The 17,196-nt window shown below is 34.5% G+C and carries 20 protein-coding genes; 15 read left to right on the top strand and 5 right to left on the bottom strand.

The genetic code is table 11. The features are described from left to right. Nucleotides 1-3 precede the first annotated feature (3 nt). The 5 genes from Q5Y73_RS16355 to Q5Y73_RS16335 all read left to right on the top strand — a co-directional run bounded on the left by Q5Y73_RS16355 (nt 4) and on the right by Q5Y73_RS16335 (nt 4,119). On the top strand, nt 4-489 hold the full coding sequence (locus tag Q5Y73_RS16355; RefSeq protein WP_305992993.1) for a YqhR family membrane protein: 486 nt from the start codon (nt 4-6) through the stop codon (nt 487-489). Between the two features lie 219 nt (nt 490-708). Beyond that, nucleotides 709-1,197 carry a type II 3-dehydroquinate dehydratase gene (gene aroQ, locus Q5Y73_RS16350; protein ID WP_305992992.1) on the top strand — a complete coding sequence of 163 codons (489 nt, stop codon included), beginning with the start codon at nt 709-711 and terminating at the stop codon, nt 1,195-1,197. Further along, a complete protein-coding gene (locus Q5Y73_RS16345) occupies nt 1,157-2,233 on the top strand; it encodes a M24 family metallopeptidase (protein WP_305992991.1) in 1,077 nt (358 codons plus the stop codon). The genes aroQ and Q5Y73_RS16345 overlap by 41 nt, the downstream gene beginning before the upstream one ends. 28 nt (nt 2,234-2,261) lie before the next feature. Continuing rightward, nucleotides 2,262-2,819 (top strand): elongation factor P, encoded by a 558-nt coding sequence (gene efp / locus Q5Y73_RS16340; protein WP_305992990.1) that lies wholly within the window; start codon nt 2,262-2,264, stop codon nt 2,817-2,819. A 46-nt stretch (nt 2,820-2,865) separates the two neighbouring features. Continuing rightward, nucleotides 2,866-4,119 (top strand): aspartate kinase, encoded by a 1,254-nt coding sequence (locus Q5Y73_RS16335; RefSeq protein WP_305992989.1) that lies wholly within the window; start codon nt 2,866-2,868, stop codon nt 4,117-4,119. Nucleotides 4,120-4,466: 347 nt separating this feature from the next. On the opposite strand, the gene Q5Y73_RS16330 is transcribed toward Q5Y73_RS16335, so the two are convergent. The 3 genes from Q5Y73_RS16330 to comA form a co-directional block, all read right to left on the bottom strand. Continuing rightward, on the bottom strand, nt 4,467-4,931 hold the full coding sequence (locus Q5Y73_RS16330; protein WP_305993099.1) for a DUF441 domain-containing protein: 465 nt from the start codon (nt 4,929-4,931) through the stop codon (nt 4,467-4,469). Nucleotides 4,932-5,268: 337 nt separating this feature from the next. Next, complete coding sequence (gene comB / locus Q5Y73_RS16325) at nt 5,269-5,979, bottom strand: 2-phosphosulfolactate phosphatase (RefSeq protein ID WP_305992988.1); 711 nt, start codon at nt 5,977-5,979, stop codon at nt 5,269-5,271. A 49-nt stretch (nt 5,980-6,028) separates the two neighbouring features. Continuing rightward, entirely contained in the window at nt 6,029-6,829 is an 801-nt protein-coding gene (gene comA / locus Q5Y73_RS16320) for a phosphosulfolactate synthase (RefSeq protein WP_305992987.1), read from the bottom strand. Nucleotides 6,830-7,023: 194 nt separating this feature from the next. Between comA and Q5Y73_RS16315 the strand changes: the two genes are divergently transcribed. The 10 genes from Q5Y73_RS16315 (at nt 7,024) to Q5Y73_RS16270 (ending at nt 15,053) form a co-directional block, all read left to right on the top strand. After that, nucleotides 7,024-7,287, top strand: a complete 264-nt coding sequence (locus Q5Y73_RS16315) for a YqhV family protein (protein ID WP_371320224.1) — start codon at nt 7,024-7,026, stop codon at nt 7,285-7,287. A 78-nt stretch (nt 7,288-7,365) separates the two neighbouring features. Beyond that, nucleotides 7,366-8,352, top strand: a complete 987-nt coding sequence (spoIIIAA, locus tag Q5Y73_RS16310; RefSeq protein WP_305992986.1) for a stage III sporulation protein AA — start codon at nt 7,366-7,368, stop codon at nt 8,350-8,352. Nucleotide 8,353: 1 nt separating this feature from the next. Continuing rightward, a complete protein-coding gene (gene spoIIIAB / locus Q5Y73_RS16305; protein WP_305992985.1) occupies nt 8,354-8,872 on the top strand; it encodes a stage III sporulation protein SpoIIIAB in 519 nt (172 codons plus the stop codon). Nucleotides 8,873-8,884: 12 nt separating this feature from the next. Further along, nucleotides 8,885-9,088, top strand: a complete 204-nt coding sequence (gene spoIIIAC, locus Q5Y73_RS16300) for a stage III sporulation protein AC (protein WP_160643633.1) — start codon at nt 8,885-8,887, stop codon at nt 9,086-9,088. A 9-nt stretch (nt 9,089-9,097) separates the two neighbouring features. Then, nucleotides 9,098-9,487, top strand: coding sequence for a stage III sporulation protein AD (gene spoIIIAD, locus Q5Y73_RS16295; protein ID WP_305992984.1), 390 nt, complete (start codon nt 9,098-9,100; stop codon nt 9,485-9,487). A gap of 16 nt (nt 9,488-9,503) precedes the next feature. Further along, nucleotides 9,504-10,673, top strand: coding sequence for a stage III sporulation protein AE (gene spoIIIAE, locus Q5Y73_RS16290; protein WP_305992983.1), 1,170 nt, complete (start codon nt 9,504-9,506; stop codon nt 10,671-10,673). Between the two features lie 18 nt (nt 10,674-10,691). Next, nucleotides 10,692-11,396 (top strand): stage III sporulation protein AF, encoded by a 705-nt coding sequence (gene spoIIIAF, locus Q5Y73_RS16285; RefSeq protein WP_305992982.1) that lies wholly within the window; start codon nt 10,692-10,694, stop codon nt 11,394-11,396. Between the two features lie 17 nt (nt 11,397-11,413). Beyond that, nucleotides 11,414-12,040: a stage III sporulation protein AG gene (gene spoIIIAG / locus Q5Y73_RS16280; protein WP_305992981.1), complete on the top strand. Its 627-nt coding sequence runs from the start codon at nt 11,414-11,416 to the stop codon at nt 12,038-12,040. A gap of 109 nt (nt 12,041-12,149) precedes the next feature. Continuing rightward, the gene (locus Q5Y73_RS16275; protein WP_305992980.1) at nt 12,150-12,815 is read left to right on the top strand and encodes a SpoIIIAH-like family protein; all 666 of its coding nucleotides are present in this window, start codon (nt 12,150-12,152) and stop codon (nt 12,813-12,815) included. Between the two features lie 336 nt (nt 12,816-13,151). Continuing rightward, nucleotides 13,152-15,053: a M14 family metallopeptidase gene (locus Q5Y73_RS16270; protein ID WP_305992979.1), complete on the top strand. Its 1,902-nt coding sequence runs from the start codon at nt 13,152-13,154 to the stop codon at nt 15,051-15,053. A 114-nt stretch (nt 15,054-15,167) separates the two neighbouring features. Here the strand turns inward: Q5Y73_RS16270 and Q5Y73_RS16265 are convergent, their stop codons facing one another. Together Q5Y73_RS16265 and Q5Y73_RS16260 are read right to left on the bottom strand one after the other, a co-directional pair. Further along, nucleotides 15,168-15,575, bottom strand: a complete 408-nt coding sequence (locus tag Q5Y73_RS16265) for an NUDIX hydrolase (RefSeq protein ID WP_305992978.1) — start codon at nt 15,573-15,575, stop codon at nt 15,168-15,170. Between the two features lie 697 nt (nt 15,576-16,272). Further along, nucleotides 16,273-16,893, bottom strand: a complete 621-nt coding sequence (locus Q5Y73_RS16260; protein WP_305992977.1) for a hypothetical protein — start codon at nt 16,891-16,893, stop codon at nt 16,273-16,275. Nucleotides 16,894-17,196 lie beyond the last annotated feature (303 nt).

Genomic DNA, 17,196 nt, shown 5'->3' with positions numbered 1-17,196 from the left:
TGCATGAATGATGATAAACAAAACAAAAAACGTACAAATCGATTTACTTTTGCTTTAAACCTAGGTTTTTTTGCTGGATTCATTTGGGGATTAGTACACCAGGCTTTTTATTATTTAACGTTTACTAAAATTAGTTCTTCTTTTTTAGCTGAGCCCTTTTTTAAACACAAGTTTATCGATTCATGGCCTGGTTTTTTTACTGGATTGTTGTTTTTTATTTTATTTTCAATTATTTGTGCCTTCATTTATACATTATTGTTCAGTAAAGTGAAAGGTGCATGGTTAGGGATCGTTTATGGGCTTTTTTGGTGGGCTAATCTATATTTATGGATTGGACCAATGACAGGGATGATGAAATGGATCAACAATATGGACATTAATTCGATTATTTCAGGAGTATGTCTCTTTATTTTGTGGGGGATTTTTATCGGATATACTGTTGCTATTGAATTTACTAATGAACAAGCTAGGGAGCCTTATAAAAATTGAATGGTTTAATAAAGTTTTACAAATTATTTTATAATAAACGTGTTTCTATGAAAGTGAAGTAAACATTTTATAGGATTCATTTTATTACTTTGTAAGCCCTTCTATAGGTGATTTTGATTATTTTAGAAGATAAAAAAAGTTCTCATAACTTAGAAATGTATGTTAAAATGAGGTTTTGAGGACGATGCTCGAATTCATGGTGAAGAGGTGAATGTGAGTTTGAAAAAGATATTGATATTAAACGGTCCTAATTTAAATATGCTCGGGATTCGAGAGCCTGGTGTGTATGGATCACAATCTTTAGCAAGTATACAAGAAAATCTAAAGATTTTAGCAGACACTTTAAATGTGGAATTGACTTTTTTTCAGTCAAATGTTGAAGGTGAAATCATAGAAATAATACATAAGGCTTATGGTAATATGGACGGAATTGTAATCAATCCAGCTGCATTTACTCATTACAGTTATGCAATTAGAGATGCTTTAAGTGCAGTGAAGCTTCCAACAGTAGAAGTCCACCTATCCAATATTCACCAAAGAGAATCTTTCCGACACATCTCCGTGACTGCTCCTGTAGTAATAGGTCAAATTTCAGGCTTTGGAGCACACAGTTATGAATTAGGCTTGATGGCTTTACATAATAAATTGATAGAGAGGGTAAATGAAGATGGAAAAAATAAGAATCCAGCAAATCAGGGAGAAACTTAATGAATTAAAGCTTGATGGCATTTTCATTACAAATCAATACAACAGAAGATATATGACAGGTTTCACAGGATCAGCAGGTTATGTTTTAATTACTGCAAAAGAAGCTGTTTTATTTTCAGATTTTAGATATAAATCTCAAGCACCACAGCAGGCAAAGGATTTTGAATTTGTAGAACTTGGGAGGACCTCTCCTTTAAATACGGTGAAGTTAAAACTAGATGAGTTTGGAGTACAAAACTTAGGGTTTGAGCAAAACGATGTGAACTTTGCTTTTTATACAAAATTAACAAAAGAATTTGAAGGTACTGCTTTAGTACCAACTGATCTTGCAGTAGAAACTTTAAGAATGATAAAGGATGAATCAGAATTAAAAATCATGCAGCAAGCAGCGGATATTGCTGATCATGCCTTCTCACATATTGTTAACTTTATTAAACCAGGATTATCTGAAAAAGAAATTGCACTTGAACTCGAATATGTAATGAGAAAGAATGGAGCAGCTTCATCCTCTTTTGATATTATAGTTGCTTCAGGGGAGAGATCCGCTCTACCACATGGAATTGCCAGTGAAAGAATCGTACAGAACAATGAATTTGTAAAATTGGACTTCGGTGCCATATTCAACGGATATTGCTCTGATATTACGAGAACAGTATTTGTAGGTACTCCATCTGAGAAACATAAAGAAATTTACAGTGTTGTTTTAGAGTCCCAGTTAAATGCATTGAATAATTTAAAGGCTGGAATTACAGGTAAAGAAGGAGACGCTCTTTCTCGTGATGTGATTGCAAAACATGGCTACGGTGATCTGTTTGGTCATGGATTAGGACATTCTCTTGGTTTAGAGGTTCACGAATCTCCTAGACTAAGTCCAATGTCTGATGAAGTATTGAAACCAAATATGGTGCTTACTGTGGAACCAGGTATTTATGTTCCAGATTTTGGTGGGGTTCGCATCGAAGATGATGTTGTGATTACAGAATCAGGTATTCATAACTTAACTCATTCTACAAAAGAATTTATCATTATAAACTAACATTGAAACTTATCAGGAGGGAAAAATTATGGTATCAGTAAATGATTTTAAAACAGGATTGACAATTGAAGTAGATGGGAATATTTTCTCTGTATTAGAGTTCCAGCATGTTAAACCAGGAAAAGGTGCAGCTTTCGTTCGTTCTAAGCTTAGAAATCTTCGTAATGGAAACATTGCAGAAAAAACATTCCGTGCTGGAGAAAATGTTGGTCGTGCGCATGTTGATACGAAAGATATGCAGTATTTGTATTCAAGTGGTGATGAGCATACCTTTATGGATTTAGAAACTTATGACCAATTTAACTTAAATGCAGATCAATTGGAGTGGGAACTTAATTTCTTATTGGAAAATGCAAATGTTAAAATTGTAAGTTATGAAGGTGAGATTTTAGGAATTAATTTACCAAATACTGTAGAGCTTAAAGTTGTAGAAACAGAACCAGGAATTAAAGGAAACACTGCGACAGGTGCTACGAAAAATGCAAAACTGGAAACAGGATTGGAAGTACAAGTGCCATTGTTTATTAATCAAGACGATACATTAGTTATTAATACAACAGATGGAAAATACGTATCTCGTGCTTAGTTGACATTTGGAGTTTATAGAGAAACAGGGGAAGGAGTGTGGAGAATTGTCTTTAGTAGTCATGAAATTCGGTGGCAGTTCTGTAGGGAGTGCAGAACGAATAAAAAAAGTTGCTGAACGAATTATAGAGAAAAAACAAGAAGGTCATCAATGTGTTGTTGTTGTTTCTGCAATGGGTGACACTACTGATGAACTAGTCGATTTATGCAATCAATTAACAGATCATCCACCAGCTCGTGAAATGGATATGTTATTATCCACAGGCGAGCAAATCTCCATGTCATTATTGTCTATGACCATTCAGAATTTGGGTTATCCAGCTATTTCATTAACTGGCTGGCAAAGTGGAATGACAACAGACTGCAATCATGGAAATGCAAAAATCGTAAAAATTGAACCAAAAAGAATTCAGGATGCTTTGGAGAAAGATAATATAGTGATTGTGGCTGGATTCCAAGGGTTGTCAGAAGATGGTGAAATTTCGACTCTTGGAAGAGGTGGCTCAGATACAACAGCCGTAGCATTGGCGGCTTCAATTAAAGCTGATCTTTGTGAGATCTATACGGATGTTGATGGGGTTTATTCTACTGATCCTCGAATTGTAAGAGTGGCTCAAAAGCTGGATGAAATTTCATATGACGAAATGTTGGAATTGGCACAGTTAGGAGCTGCGGTTCTTCATCCAAGAGCTGTGGAATATGCCAAAAATTATAATGTACCATTAGTTGTGCGTTCTAGTTTTAGTCATAATGAAGGAACATTGGTTAAGGAGGGTAACGCAGTGGAAAAAAGTATGGTCGTTCGTGGTATTGCATATGACAAAAATGTGGCTAGAATCAGTGTGCTGGAAGTTGAAGATATTCCAGGAATATTAGCGACTGTATTTGGTGCATTAGCAGATGCAGAAATAGATGTAGACATCATTGTACAAAGTGGTGTTCGCAACGGAGCAGCGGATTTTTCTTTTAGTATTGCAAATACAGATGTAGAAAAAGCAATGGTGGTTATGGAGGACTTGAGGTCTACCGTTACATTTAAAGAAGTAACTTCTGAAACAGATCTAGTAAAAGTATCCATTGTAGGAGCAGGGATGGTAAGTAATCCTGGGGTTGCTGCTAAAATGTTCAGAGTTATATCTCAGCAAGGAGTTAGTATTAAATTAGTAAGTACTTCAGAGATTAAGACTTCCTGTGTTATTGATCGAGATAAATTAACGGAAGTGATATTGGCTCTTCATACAGCTTATGGATTAGATACAACTCAAAAAGCTTTTGTAGGTGGTCCTAAAGAGAGAAGATAATAAATGTACCCCAAAAAGTGGAGAAAAGCTCTGTAGCGAAATCCGATTACTTTTCGGGGATCCCAACATCCAGAAGCAAACACTAAATAAGGCGAAGCGGAGCCGAAACTAATAGACTCCTAAAAGTAAGAAAAAGTAGCTTCGAATTGCTATTTTATTAAATAGCGGAAATTGAGGGTCTTATTTTATCAAAAATTTATAAAAAGCATATAAAATAGAGGAAATTGTTGGCCTTATTTCATTACATTTAGCATTATTTGAGCAAGTACTGTGAAATAAGACCCTTATTTTCCTCTATTTTTAGTTTGAAATGAAAAAACGTTAAAATAAGACCCTATTTCCTGTATTTAATTGAAGATTTCAAATATATATTGTGTGATTTTTATCAATAATGCGGTAATACCTGCTGCCATCAGTGGTCCCACAGGTATTCCCTTTAGAAAAATAATGCCAAAGATAGAACCAATGACTAGACCCACAATCATTTGTGGGTCTAGTTTTAACATCTCCAAACCCCTGCCATTCATATGTGTGGCGATGGCCCCTCCAATTAGTGCAATGATTCCTGGCCATGAGGTAAATACGGCAATGATATCTTTATATGTAATTTTGTTGTTAGCAAATGGGACTAATACGGCCATTGTTAAAAATAATAAACCAAATTCCAATCCTCTTCGTTCAATTGCAGGTAAATATCTTTCTAAGCTGATTAATTTTATGATTAACAACAAACAAGCTGCAATAGTAATGATATGTGATCTGCCAATTAAGCCTATTAATATGAGAATCACTAAAAGAACATCACCGTTCATCATAATAACGACCCCTATTCATTAATTAAAAAGAACTACATAGAACGGTTCAAAAAGTTTGTTTTTTTTTCAGCATCAGGAATGACTATAGCTTGAAGTTTTAGAAGTCCAGTGTTTTTCGGGTCTCCGAAAATTTTATAAATTACAATACTAAAGCTGTTTTTCATTTCTAAGGTTTATGGCAAGAACAGCCTATTCTTCATCAAGAGCACCAGACTTCCCTAAATTAATTTGTTCTGGCTCCTACAAAAATAATAGGAATAATCTAGAAAAGAACTTTTTGAACAACGTTTTACCTCCATTTAATGTATGAACAGCTTGTATCCTTTAGAACAATCTACATAGAGACCATGATATTGTCTCTTAAAATCGGAACAACGGAATATTCATTTTGTTTTGTGCAAAAGATCACATCTTCTTTTAAACCCATCTTGCATAGTTTTTTTCCATTACTACAATTTAAAATGGTTTTCTGCAATTCATTTTTTGCTTGTAAAAAACTTAAATACATAGCAGAACTGAAGTCACTAAGCTGAATTTCTTCCTCTTGAAGCTGATTAAGTTCATGGATGATTAATCCAGCACACAATCCATCCTCTAAAGAAAATTTATCCTGAGTGCCGGCACACATCAAAACGATATCTCTTTTTAATTCAATTGCTTTTTTAGCACATTGGGATGCATTCAGAATAGTTCCAGCAATCACATGAGCTGCTTTATGTGATTTTTGAATAGCTCGGGTTCCGTTAGAGGTGGTCATAATAATTCTTTTACCGTTCATGTCATGATTTAAAAACTCCAAGGGTGAATTACCTAAATCAAATCCAGTGATTTTTTTACAATATCTTTCACCACTTAATAACTCATTTTTTATATTAAAGCTTTTGGCTTCGCTTACTGTTTCCACAGGAATGATTCCTTCACTTCCGTTTTCCAATGCTGTAACGATGGAACTTGTAGCTCTTAAAACATCAATCACAATAACTGTTTTATTGATAAAGTTGTCTGATCTTGCTTCGTTCACATTCGGAACGATCTCGATCTGCATTGTTTTTTCACCTCCTCAAATAGACTGCAAAACAGAGCTTTATCGATCTCTATTTATGTGCTAAATGAAAAGTATCTGACCGTAAACCTCTTCTGATAGATTCAAGAGCAAAAACTTCCTCAGGTGAGATATTTCCTAAGTTAGCCCTAGGACCTAAACTATTTATAAATAAAATTTGTTGTGACTTTAGTGGAGCCTCCCACAAGATTTTGTCTGGATCAGTGACACTGTTCATAATTTGTACAATGTCATCTGTACTGCATTTTCCGTTCTCATCAAAAATTCCTACCTCTACACCTGATTCTCTTCCTTCAATTGTGACTAGACTTGCTCCTTTTTCGATATCAGAGTGAACAGTGTGGGTAAGTTCATTAAAGTTGATCTTCGTTCCCTTTCTTTTTTTACCATGTTCCGTAACAACCATGAATCCCTCTTCGGTGCCGTATTTGATCAAATCATCTCTAAACTGACGACTCAAATCTATCGTACCATCTGAAACTTCAACCCCATTAAATCCAAGTGATTTTATCATTTTAAAGTAGGAATTCACACAATTTTGACTAACAGCTACCTCCATAAAGGTGCCTCCTGGTGTGATCGTAATCTGATGTTTTTTTGCTAGTCCAATTTTCTTTTCTAAAACATCTTTAGGGTATAAAGGAGAGGTTCCAAAACCTAGTTTGATGATATCGATGTATTCGGATGCAGTATTTAAAAAGTCTTCGAAAGCTAATAGTCCCATCCCCTTATCAATCACCATTGTGATTCCTGTTTTTCTAGGTTTCAGTGTTCTTTCACCAATGGGATCCATGAGTTTTTTTTCCCAATCCAAATCTGAGACGATACGCATGTCAATTCTCCTCACCGTATATAAATGTATGTGACCTGTGAACAATATATGCAAAAATCTATAGTGATGTGCCCAATTTGAGTTGATATTTGGATGGTCATTTTTCATGAAAAGCATTCTAAATTAAAAAAACAATCATATAAATAGTACAAGCTTCGATATTGAAAAAGAAAAAACTGGGGGACCTAAAGAAATTGAATAAGTTCGTATTCAGTATGGTTGTATTACGTTTATTATCTGGCAGCATTGAGATTATAGCTGCTATAGTCATGTTTCGATTGAATCAAGTAGAAAAAGCATTAATGGTAAATACAGGTCTTGCACTTGTAGGACCTATCATTTTGATTACTACTACCTCCATTGGACTTATTGGTATAGCTGATCGTTTGTCCGTAAGTAAACTTTGCTGGATCTTTATTGGAGTTAGCTGTATTTTCATTGGCATTGTTAAAAAGTAAAAGAGAACTTGTCATATTTGGCGTGTCCCAGCATACATATGTTGTAAAGTTATGGACAACTTGGAGGGAGAATCCTAAATGATAGAAGCTGTGCTCAATTTGCTGCCTGACACATTGAAATCCATTATGAATCGAGTACCTAGATCCATCTTGCATCAAATAGAAGAGATTCGTATTCGAGAGAATCGACCTTTAGAAATTGTGTACTCTGGTACGTATCATTTTATTTCCAATCAAGGCCAAATGTTAAATAGTGCAAAGGGCGCTTATCAGCCTAATCATCAAGATATTTTAAAATTTTTAAATATTGTTACCAATCATTCAATGTATACGATTGAAGAAGAATTGAAAAGAGGGTATATCACAGTTAAGGGTGGACATCGGATAGGTTTGTCAGGCAGAACTGTACTTGAACATGGTTTTGTAAAACAAATTCGTGATGTAAGCAGCTTTAATATAAGAATTGCTAGAGAAGTGATTGGAGCAGGTGAGCAGGTACTGCCTTCTATTATGGATGTGCAAAGGAAAAGCATTTACCACACATTAATCATTTCCCCCCCGCAATTAGGAAAAACAACACTTCTAAGAGATTTATCACGAATGATCAGTTACGGGTTATGGAACAATCAGGTTTCATGGAAAGGGTTGAAAGTAGGAATAGTGGATGAACGATCTGAAATCGCAGCTTGTTATAAAGGAGTACCTTATTTTGATGTAGGTCCTAGAACAGATGTGTTGGACAGTTGTCCAAAAGCTGAAGGCATGATGATGTTAATCAGATCCATGTCCCCTGAAGTGATGATCGTTGATGAAATAGGAAGGGATGAAGATGTGAAGGCCATTCATGAAGCAGTTCATGCTGGTATTCGTGTAATAACAACTTCACACGCCTTAAATATGGAAGATATCAAAAATAGACCTATATTAAAGCAACTATGCAATGAGGGAATATTTTCAAGATATGTTGTGTTAAGCAGAAGACAAGGGATAGGAACAATCGAAGAAATATTGGATGAAAAGGGAAATCGAATGATGCAAAAATCAGTGGATAAAGTGAGAGGATAACATGTTAAATCTCATTGGTGCCATTTTTATTATCTTTTCAGGAACAATGATAGGGTTTTATCAAGCTAATCAGTATATCAATCGTCCTAAACAAATTCGTCATATGATCCATGCATTACAACGATTAGAAACAGAGATACATTACGGCTTCACTCCACTGCCAGATGCATTAGAGAAAATATCAAACATCATACCAGACCCGATTGGAACTATATTCTATCAAATTAAGCAGCAGTTAGTAGATCATATTGGTGCCACTGTAATCGATACATGGCAAGAGGTATTTAGTAGGAATTGGAGAAAAACAGCATTCAAAAATGTAGAGAAGGAAATGATACTGCAGGTGGGGTCAAGCCTAGGTATTTCTGATCGAGAAGATCAAATAAAGCATTTGCGTTTAGCCATCACTCAACTGCAAAGTGAAGAAGAAATGGCGAAGGATGAACAAAATAGATATGCAAAAATGTGGCGCAGCTTAGGGATGTTAATCGGAGTCTTAGTCGTCATCATCATGCTTTAGGATGTGAAATAAATGAATGTAGATATTAATATGATCTTTCAAATTGCAGGGATCGGAATCATAATTTCAATGATTCACACTGTCTTAAAACAGATGGGTAAGGAAGATATAGCACATTGGACGACGTTGATTGGTTTCATAATCGTTTTGTTTATGGTCATTCGACTCTTAGATGATTTATTTCAAGAAATTAAGACGATTTTTCTTTTTCAGTAGGTGAATGCTTTGGAAATCATTCAAATCGTAGGACTTGGGATTATTGCAACAATTCTAACGCTTGTCATCAAGGAGCAAAAGCCACTGTTCGCTTTTCTATTAACGGTCTTTACTGGTGTTATCATTTTTCTTTTTTTAATTGGGAAGATATCTTCTATTATTCAATTACTGGAAAAGTTAGCCGAACAATCAAATATAGATATGGTATTTTTGAAAACCATTTTAAAAATTATTGGGATAGCTTACATTGCAGAGTTTGGTTCACAAATTGTCAGAGATGCTGGTCATGAATCCATAGCTTCTAAAATTGAATTAGCTGGAAAAATACTTATTTTATACATGGCGATACCAATTATAACAGTCATTATTGAAACAATTATCAAACTGTTGCCTACCTAATTTGGGAGATGAAAAGATGGCTCGCTTAATCCGATATATACTACTGATTTTAGGATTCATATTTTTAGGGGGAGAGGTTATATATGCTGATTCTCCTACAGACATCATTATGAAAGAAACAACTGAAAATTTAAATACAGATCAAGTAGAACAATATTGGAAGAAGCTGCTTCAGGAGTATGGTGGTTATTTTCCGGGAAATAATCCTAGTTTTATGGACATGATTCTCCCAGGTGGAGAAGGATTCAGTATTTCTCAAATATTTAAAGGATTGCTTCAATATTTCTTTCATGAAATTTTATATAATGGAAAGCTTTTAGTTACGATTGTTATTCTAGCTGTGTTCAGTATGGTACTAGAGACATTGCAAAGTGCATTCGAGAGAAATTCAGTAAGCAAAGTAGCCTATGCAATCGCTTATATAGTACTCGTAATTATTGTGATTAATAGCTTCACTGTAGCGATTGGTTATGCTAAAGAGGCAATTGAAAATATGATCCATTTTATGATTGCTATGATCCCTCTGCTGTTAACATTGCTAGTGTCTATGGGGAGTTTCGCTTCAGCATCGATTATGCATCCACTCATTATCTTCATGATTCATACAACTGGGACATTAATTTATACCGTTGTATTTCCATTATTGTTTTTCTCAGCAGTGCTGCACATCGTGAGCTCAATATCTGAAAAATACAAGGTAAGTCAATTGGCAGATTTACTTCGAAATATCAGTGTAGGCATTTTTGGAGCATTGGTGACTGTTTTCTTAGGTGTCATTTCTGTACAAGGTGCGACAAGCGCAGTTAGTGATGGGGTCACTATTCGAACTGCAAAATATGTGACAAGCAACTTTGTACCAGTCATTGGGAGAATGTTTTCGGATGCTTCAGATACTGTCATAGGAGCTTCTCTCTTAGTGAAAAATGCAATTGGTTTAGTAGGGGTTGTCATTATTATTTTTCTATGTGTGTTTCCAGCCATTAAGATCTTAACATTGGCTTTAATATATAACTTATCCGCAGCGATCATGCAGCCTCTGGGAGATAGTCCCATTGTTAACTGTCTTTTTACAATTGGTAAAAGCATGATCTATGTATTTGCAGCATTGGCAGCCGTTGGGTTGATGTTTTTTCTAGCCATCACAATCATTATTACAGCTGGAAATGTTTCTGTCATGATGAGGTAACGAAGGAAGGGAATAAAATTGCTGCACTGGTTAAGCAGTTGGTTAAGAGAAATAATACTAGTCATTCTTCTTGCAAGCTTTGTAGATTTAATTTTACCAAGTAATAAAATGCAGCGTTATGTAAAGGTGGTTATCAGCTTATTCATCCTTATGACAATTTTATCCCCAGTCGTTTCACTTTTGAAGGTGGAATGGGATTTTGAGCAATTAAACAACGAGTTTCAGCTTGAAGATATTAATACCAATGGATATGAACCCATGTCAAACATAGTAGAAGAGGGAGAAACGTTAAAAGGTAAAAATGAGCAGCAGACAAACCAAATTGTCCAAACAAAAATAGAAGAAATGGTATATACACAATTAGTAGAGCAAATGTCGTTAGCTGTTCAAAGTGTAAATGTAGATTTGTCTATTGAAGCTAACAATGAGCCTAAAGTGAATGAGATGACCATCATACTAAAATCACAAACAGAAACAAATAGCACATTGGATGCATCTGAAATACAACCTATCGAGGAAGTTCAACCAGTTGTTATTGATATTCAATTAAATGATATGGGTGAAAATGATTTAAATGATGTTGATGAACAGTCTAATAAGGCAGGGGAAACAACTGAGGAAATGAAACAACTTGAAATAGAAGTCACTTCTTTTTTAGTGAGTCAGTGGGACATTTCTTCAGATCAAATAAATGTGATATATGAATCCCAACATGGGTTATAAAGGAGGTGGAGTTAACTTTGGGAAAGCTACTAGGATTTATTGAAAAATGGGTAGGAGGTGGAAAAGGGGGAGAAAAACGCATACAAACCTTTAGATGGTTGCTTATCATAGGTTTAGTTGGCGTGATGCTGATGATACTGAATTCATTTATTAACGTAGATACAATTGGTGAAGACTCTCAAAGTGATCGTGCCTCCCCAGAGATCACAAGTGAACCCGTAATGGGAGGAGATAAACAAAATTCACCATTCGCTGAATATGAAGAACATTATGAGATGGAATTAAAAGAAATCTTAGAAAAAATAGTAGGGGTTGGAAATGTTGATGTAATGGTTACTATTGATTCAACAGAGGAAATGGTAGTAGTTGAAAATAGAAGGGATTCGCAACAGACTACAACTGAAAAAGATACAAATGGTGCGACAAGAAACATTACAGATGTATCTAGAAGCGGTGAAGTTGTGCTCTCAGGTAATGAGACACCTATTATTGAAAAGAAAATTAATCCCCCAATTCGTGGTGTGTTAGTTGTGGCACAAGGTGCAGAAAATTTAACAGTCAAGGAAATGATTTTGGATTCTGTTCGAAAAGGGCTGGAAGTTCCTGCTCATCGCATTCAGGTTGTGCCAAGAAAACAAAATTAAACAATGAAACGTTTAACTAACCTTCTATAGGGAGGAAAAAATCTATGGATGGAAGTTACTTTATATAGAAGAAAAAAATAATATTAATTATTTATTAGGAGGTCAAACAATGAGATCAAGAAGACAAACAATATGGCTAGTATCTATGTTAAGTATTATGGTGGTGTTGTCAGGGTATTACTTATTTACTGAGGATGTTAACGAAGTGGATTTGGCAGGAGATATTACAGCTGATATGAATGAAGGAGAGTCAACTGACATTACGATGGATTCTAGTATTATTTCTGATGAAGATTCATTAGAGTGGTTAAGTGAAAATGTGGTTTCAGAAGAAACGACGACTTCTGAAGAAATGGTTATGGAAACAAATGAAGAAACAACAGCTAAAACAGATGAAGAAATATTAATTCAACTACAAGAACAAGATTTAGGTGCTGATTATTATACTGCTACTAAATTACAACGAACTGAAGAAATAGGTAGAGAAATAGAAAATTTAATGGCAGTCATTGATACTGCTGAGAATGCTGAAGTTGTATCAAAAGCTTATGATGACTTGCAAGTTGTGGAAGATAAAGGAACTAAGGTGGATTATATAGAGGAGCAATTAATGCAGACTTATCCTGAAGCTGTCGTGACGGAAGAGAATGATCGTTGGAAGGTAGAGGTACAAACAAGTAAGATAGAAACTAGTGAAGCTGTTTCAATTATCGATTTAGTTGTAAGTCAATTAGAAATAAAACCTGGGCAGGTTACAGTTACAGTTAGACAATAAGAACAAATTACAATTAAGAAACCTTCAAAATCACTAGAAAAGTGGTTTTGGAGGTTTTTTTGCATGGTCATACAGAGATCAGTTCATCCATGAACTGTCTAACTAAATCACCTAAATGAAAAATAATGTTTAACCACAAGTATAAGAAATTAGATCCATAGTCATGTGTTAAAAGTGATCTATGGCTACAAGAAATTTTTTCCTTCATATTGAAAGCTGTAATTTTATTTTTTCAGAGACTAAAGTCCCAAATTTCTAGTTTTATTTCCATAATTATACATATTTATATTTGTAAAGGAATAAGATGTTTTGAAAATCACTAGAAGGAGGATGAAAATGAGGAGATTTAAAGGTTTACGTTTATTATTTACAGGAATACTTATGTTATGTCTAGTAGCAACTCCACTCATTACACCCGTCTTTTCAGTTGTAGATGCAAAACAAGATGAAAAAAAGAAAGAAAAAGAGGAAAGAACTACTTTAAGAATTGATAATGTTACAACAAAAGAAGATCGAACTGAAATTGCAAGAACAGGGGTTATCATCGAAGAAATTGGAGAGGATTATGTAGTTGTCATTGCTCATCCATTAGAAGTGGAAGAATTGCAAAAGCTGGATTATCCGTTAACTGAACAAACTGGTGAACAATTGCAGGCACTGGATTTTCCAATTTCTGATGCTGACTTTCACAATTATGATGAGATGGCGCAGGTTATTGATCAAGCAGCTCTAGACCATCCAAATATAGTCGAAAAATTTAGTGTAGGTCAATCATTCGAAAACAGAGAGCTTTGGGCTGTTAAAATTAGTGATAACCCTATGCAAGATGAAGATGAACCTGAAGTGTTATATGTTGGTCTTCATCATGCTCGTGAGCACTTAACAGTAGAAATGACATTGTATTTATTGGACTTATTCACAGACAATTATGGTACAGATGCTCAAATTACAGAGTTAGTTGATAATAGAGAAATTTATATCGTATTTAATTTAAATCCTGATGGAGGCGAATATGATATAAGGAATGATACCTACGATATGTGGCGTAAAAACCGTCAAACGAATAATGGTTCCAGTTATGTTGGTACAGATTTAAATCGAAATTATGGCTACAATTGGGGATGCTGTGGAGGTTCCAGCGGGAACACGTATAGTGATACATACAGAGGAAGTAGTCCTTTCTCAGCCCCTGAAACGAATGCATTCCGAAATTTCGTGGATAGCAGGGTCGTGAATGGTGAGCAGCAGATTTCAACTGCGGTCAGTTTCCATACCTATGGCGAATTAATTTTGTATCCTTATGGTTATACGTATACAGATGTGCCTAGTGACATGACACAAGATGAACATGATGTTATGGTTACGATGGCTAATGCTATGGCAAATACAAACGGATATACTCCTCAACAGTCTAGTGATTTATATATTACGGACGGAGACATGACAGATTGGACATTTGGAGAACACAATATCTTTTCATTTACATTTGAAATGTACCCAGTATCATCTAATCCAGGGTTTTACCCTCCAGATGAGGTTATCGCAGCAGAAACAGCTCGTAATAAAGATGCTGTATTATACTTAACAGATAAAGCAGATTGCCCATATGATGTGATTGGAAAGGCTGGGCAATATTGCGGAGATGATGGGGGAGGAGGCAATACAGAGATTATTTTTGAAGATGATTTTGAATCTAATAAAGGGTGGACATCAGACCCTAACGGAAGTGATTCTGCCACTACTGGAAATTGGGAACGCGCTAACCCTCAATCTACTGATTATAGTGGACCAAAACAGTTAGGAACGACAACTAGTGGAAGTTTTGGATTAGTGACAGGAGCAAGTGCAGGAAGCTCAGTCGGAGCCAATGATATAGACAATGGAAATACAACCATTCGTTCACCTGAAATAACATTACCAGCAGACGGAAATTTATCTTTATCCTTCTATAGTTATTTCAGCCACTATTCAAATGCCACTAATGCAGATTATTTCTCAGTAAGTGTAATCCTAGAAAATGGTTCTGGGGATACTCTGTTTGAAGAACTAGGAGCAGGAGTGGACCAAGATGCAAGTTGGTCTTATCAAACATTAGATTTATCTCCTTATGCAGGCCAAACCATTCAGATTCAGTTCGAAGCAGCAGATGCGAGTGGTGGAAGTCTTGTTGAAGCGGGAGTAGATGATTTGAAAATTGAACAAGAAATCATAGCAGCAACAAACCTTAATATAGATTAGATAATAAAAAGCTGTCTACCATTAATAAAGGTAGACAGCTTTTTACTAATTTATTGTGACACTATAAAGTGAGTATTAAAGGGGTTCATCATCCTTTGAATTAATTATTATGAATCAAAATGTAATGTAAAAAGGGTGGAGATCTTCAGTTAAACAATATTCAATTCTTTGTCTAAAATTTTTCCATGTTACCATTTCTAAGGCTTTTTCGATAGGGAAAAAACCTACTTCAATACTCTCCGAACTTGTTGTCGGTTCTCCTCCAATTGGTTTAGCTAAGAATAATGTGTTACATATAGAACCATTTACATTTTGAAATATGCCACAAAATTTGGTGACTTCAATATCTATACCAGACTCTTCTTTTGTTTCCCTGATTGCTGCATCTTCCAAGGACTCTCCTTCTTCAACTTGTCCACCTGGCATTTCCCACCCTCTACGAGGACCCTTTATTAATAAAATTTCTTTATGTTCATTTATTACGATGGTTGCTGCTGAAATAATATGTTTTGGTGGTTTCATTGATTTGTTATCCTCCGATATTAAATAAAAGTTGTTATTCTTTTATCTTCTTAAACGTTGAATTTTCCATAAGTTCACTTATTCCAAAGATTATATTTATAATATATGGAAAGTAAGTTTTTTAGCAATAGTAGATGACTTAAGCAGGTGAGAACAATGATTTACAGTATATAGAATGTGATAAAAAAGTAGATAAGGACGTGATGAGAAAAAATGAATGGAATTGATTATGGATTATTTATTTTATACACTCCAAAAAAGTGAAGATTATTTTATATTTTAGAATAATAAAAAATACACACTTTATCATATTTTATGAAACATTAAATATATATTTACAAGGGTTAGTCTAAATGTTCCAATTCCAAAAATATGGGGATGGTTGCTGTGGCTTATCGAGTAATATATGTTTTGTTGTCCAGTATATATTTAGTTTTTGTTTTGTTTGCTTCAATACAATTGTTTGTTAATGATGTAAGTTTTATAAAGTGGCTTACTTCCATTGTAGTTGGAGGTTTGTTGTTATACATAATCAGTCATATCTATCATAAAAAGAGAAATGACTCTGACATGAGACAGAGTTCAAATAGTGACTTTCTATTTATTTGTCTATGTATTTTTATCATTGTTATCATTATTCTTAAAATACTAACTAGGTTAAGTGGAACTTTATACTGGTAACGTCAATAGTTAGAGATTACATATTAAAATCTAAATCTACTTGTAATTCATGAAACAATTCCTTCAGATCTTCAGTTGATTGTTTAACAAAGCTGTCAACTCTATCCATTGTTATGTATTCATTTTGAATTTTAGGCTCATGATTTGGATTTTCTAGCCATTCAAAAATCTTGTGTCTCCATTTTTCTAATTCATTTATTTCATATAATCCATCTAACTGCAATAGGGGAGAGTTTTTAATATCTTTTACTAATTGATTTTTCCATTCTACTGTACGATATAGGTGGAAATCCATTTGATTTTCTTCTTGCCATAATCGATCTTTCAGTGATACATCGTGATTTGATATTTTAAGTTTTAGCTCAGCCCATTTTAAATCTACGAATATATGAGCAATATATCCTAAAAGAAATTGAGAATATTGTTGATCTATTATTTCATCTCCTTTGTTAATACGAATGAAATTAAAATAATCCTCTATATTCGGATTTTTCCCTAAATGAGATTTAACTTTTCCCTTAATATCGTTATCACGCACTAATACAGCATCGGGGGCGATGCTGCCAAGAAGAAATGCTGGATCTGGATGTTCTAGATATTGAAAAGCAACTGAAAAATGTGTCATTGGCCATGGCATTTATATCACCTTTATTAAAAAGAGTTTTATATATGGGTAATAATACCATGGAGATAGAAATGAAATCTATTGTGTGATGAATATTTATAACACATTTTAGCATCAATTTGATAGAGAGGTGAGAAAAAAAGATATTATAAATATGAAATTGTCGTAAAAAATAGGTATGTATATACATAGGTAATCGAAAAAGCTTATGAATAAAAATGAGACAAAGAACAAATGAACATTGTTTCTTCATTTGCCTCTGTCTCTACATTTTTCTTCCTCAATATATAAAGTTTGCTAGATTAAGAAAATTAC

It is taken from the genome of Chengkuizengella axinellae (assembly GCF_030730905.1).
GTDB classification, from domain to species: Bacteria; Bacillota; Bacilli; order Paenibacillales; family KCTC-33759; genus Chengkuizengella; species Chengkuizengella axinellae.
Note: the sequence above shows the minus strand (reverse complement) of the source record. Positions and strands in the feature narration are given on the sequence as shown.

Excerpts from the sequence above, each read along its gene's own strand:
- Q5Y73_RS16330 (WP_305993099.1), bottom strand. The coding sequence starts at position 4,931 with ATGAACGGTGATGTTCTTTTAGTGATTCTCATATTAATAGGCTTAATT.
- Q5Y73_RS16260 (WP_305992977.1), bottom strand. The coding sequence starts at position 16,893 with ATGCCATGGCCAATGACACATTTTTCAGTTGCTTTTCAATATCTAGAA.
- efp (WP_305992990.1), top strand. The coding sequence starts at position 2,262 with ATGGTATCAGTAAATGATTTTAAAACAGGATTGACAATTGAAGTAGAT.
- spoIIIAC (WP_160643633.1), top strand. The coding sequence starts at position 8,885 with ATGAATGTAGATATTAATATGATCTTTCAAATTGCAGGGATCGGAATC.
- Q5Y73_RS16275 (WP_305992980.1), top strand. The coding sequence starts at position 12,150 with ATGAGATCAAGAAGACAAACAATATGGCTAGTATCTATGTTAAGTATT.
- spoIIIAA (WP_305992986.1), top strand. The coding sequence starts at position 7,366 with ATGATAGAAGCTGTGCTCAATTTGCTGCCTGACACATTGAAATCCATT.
- Q5Y73_RS16355 (WP_305992993.1), top strand. The coding sequence starts at position 4 with ATGAATGATGATAAACAAAACAAAAAACGTACAAATCGATTTACTTTT.
- spoIIIAB (WP_305992985.1), top strand. The coding sequence starts at position 8,354 with ATGTTAAATCTCATTGGTGCCATTTTTATTATCTTTTCAGGAACAATG.
- Q5Y73_RS16345 (WP_305992991.1), top strand. The coding sequence starts at position 1,157 with ATGGAAAAAATAAGAATCCAGCAAATCAGGGAGAAACTTAATGAATTA.
- Q5Y73_RS16270 (WP_305992979.1), top strand. The coding sequence starts at position 13,152 with ATGAGGAGATTTAAAGGTTTACGTTTATTATTTACAGGAATACTTATG.
- comA (WP_305992987.1), bottom strand. The coding sequence starts at position 6,829 with ATGCGTATCGTCTCAGATTTGGATTGGGAAAAAAAACTCATGGATCCC.
- spoIIIAE (WP_305992983.1), top strand. The coding sequence starts at position 9,504 with ATGGCTCGCTTAATCCGATATATACTACTGATTTTAGGATTCATATTT.
- comB (WP_305992988.1), bottom strand. The coding sequence starts at position 5,979 with ATGCAGATCGAGATCGTTCCGAATGTGAACGAAGCAAGATCAGACAAC.
- Q5Y73_RS16265 (WP_305992978.1), bottom strand. The coding sequence starts at position 15,575 with ATGAAACCACCAAAACATATTATTTCAGCAGCAACCATCGTAATAAAT.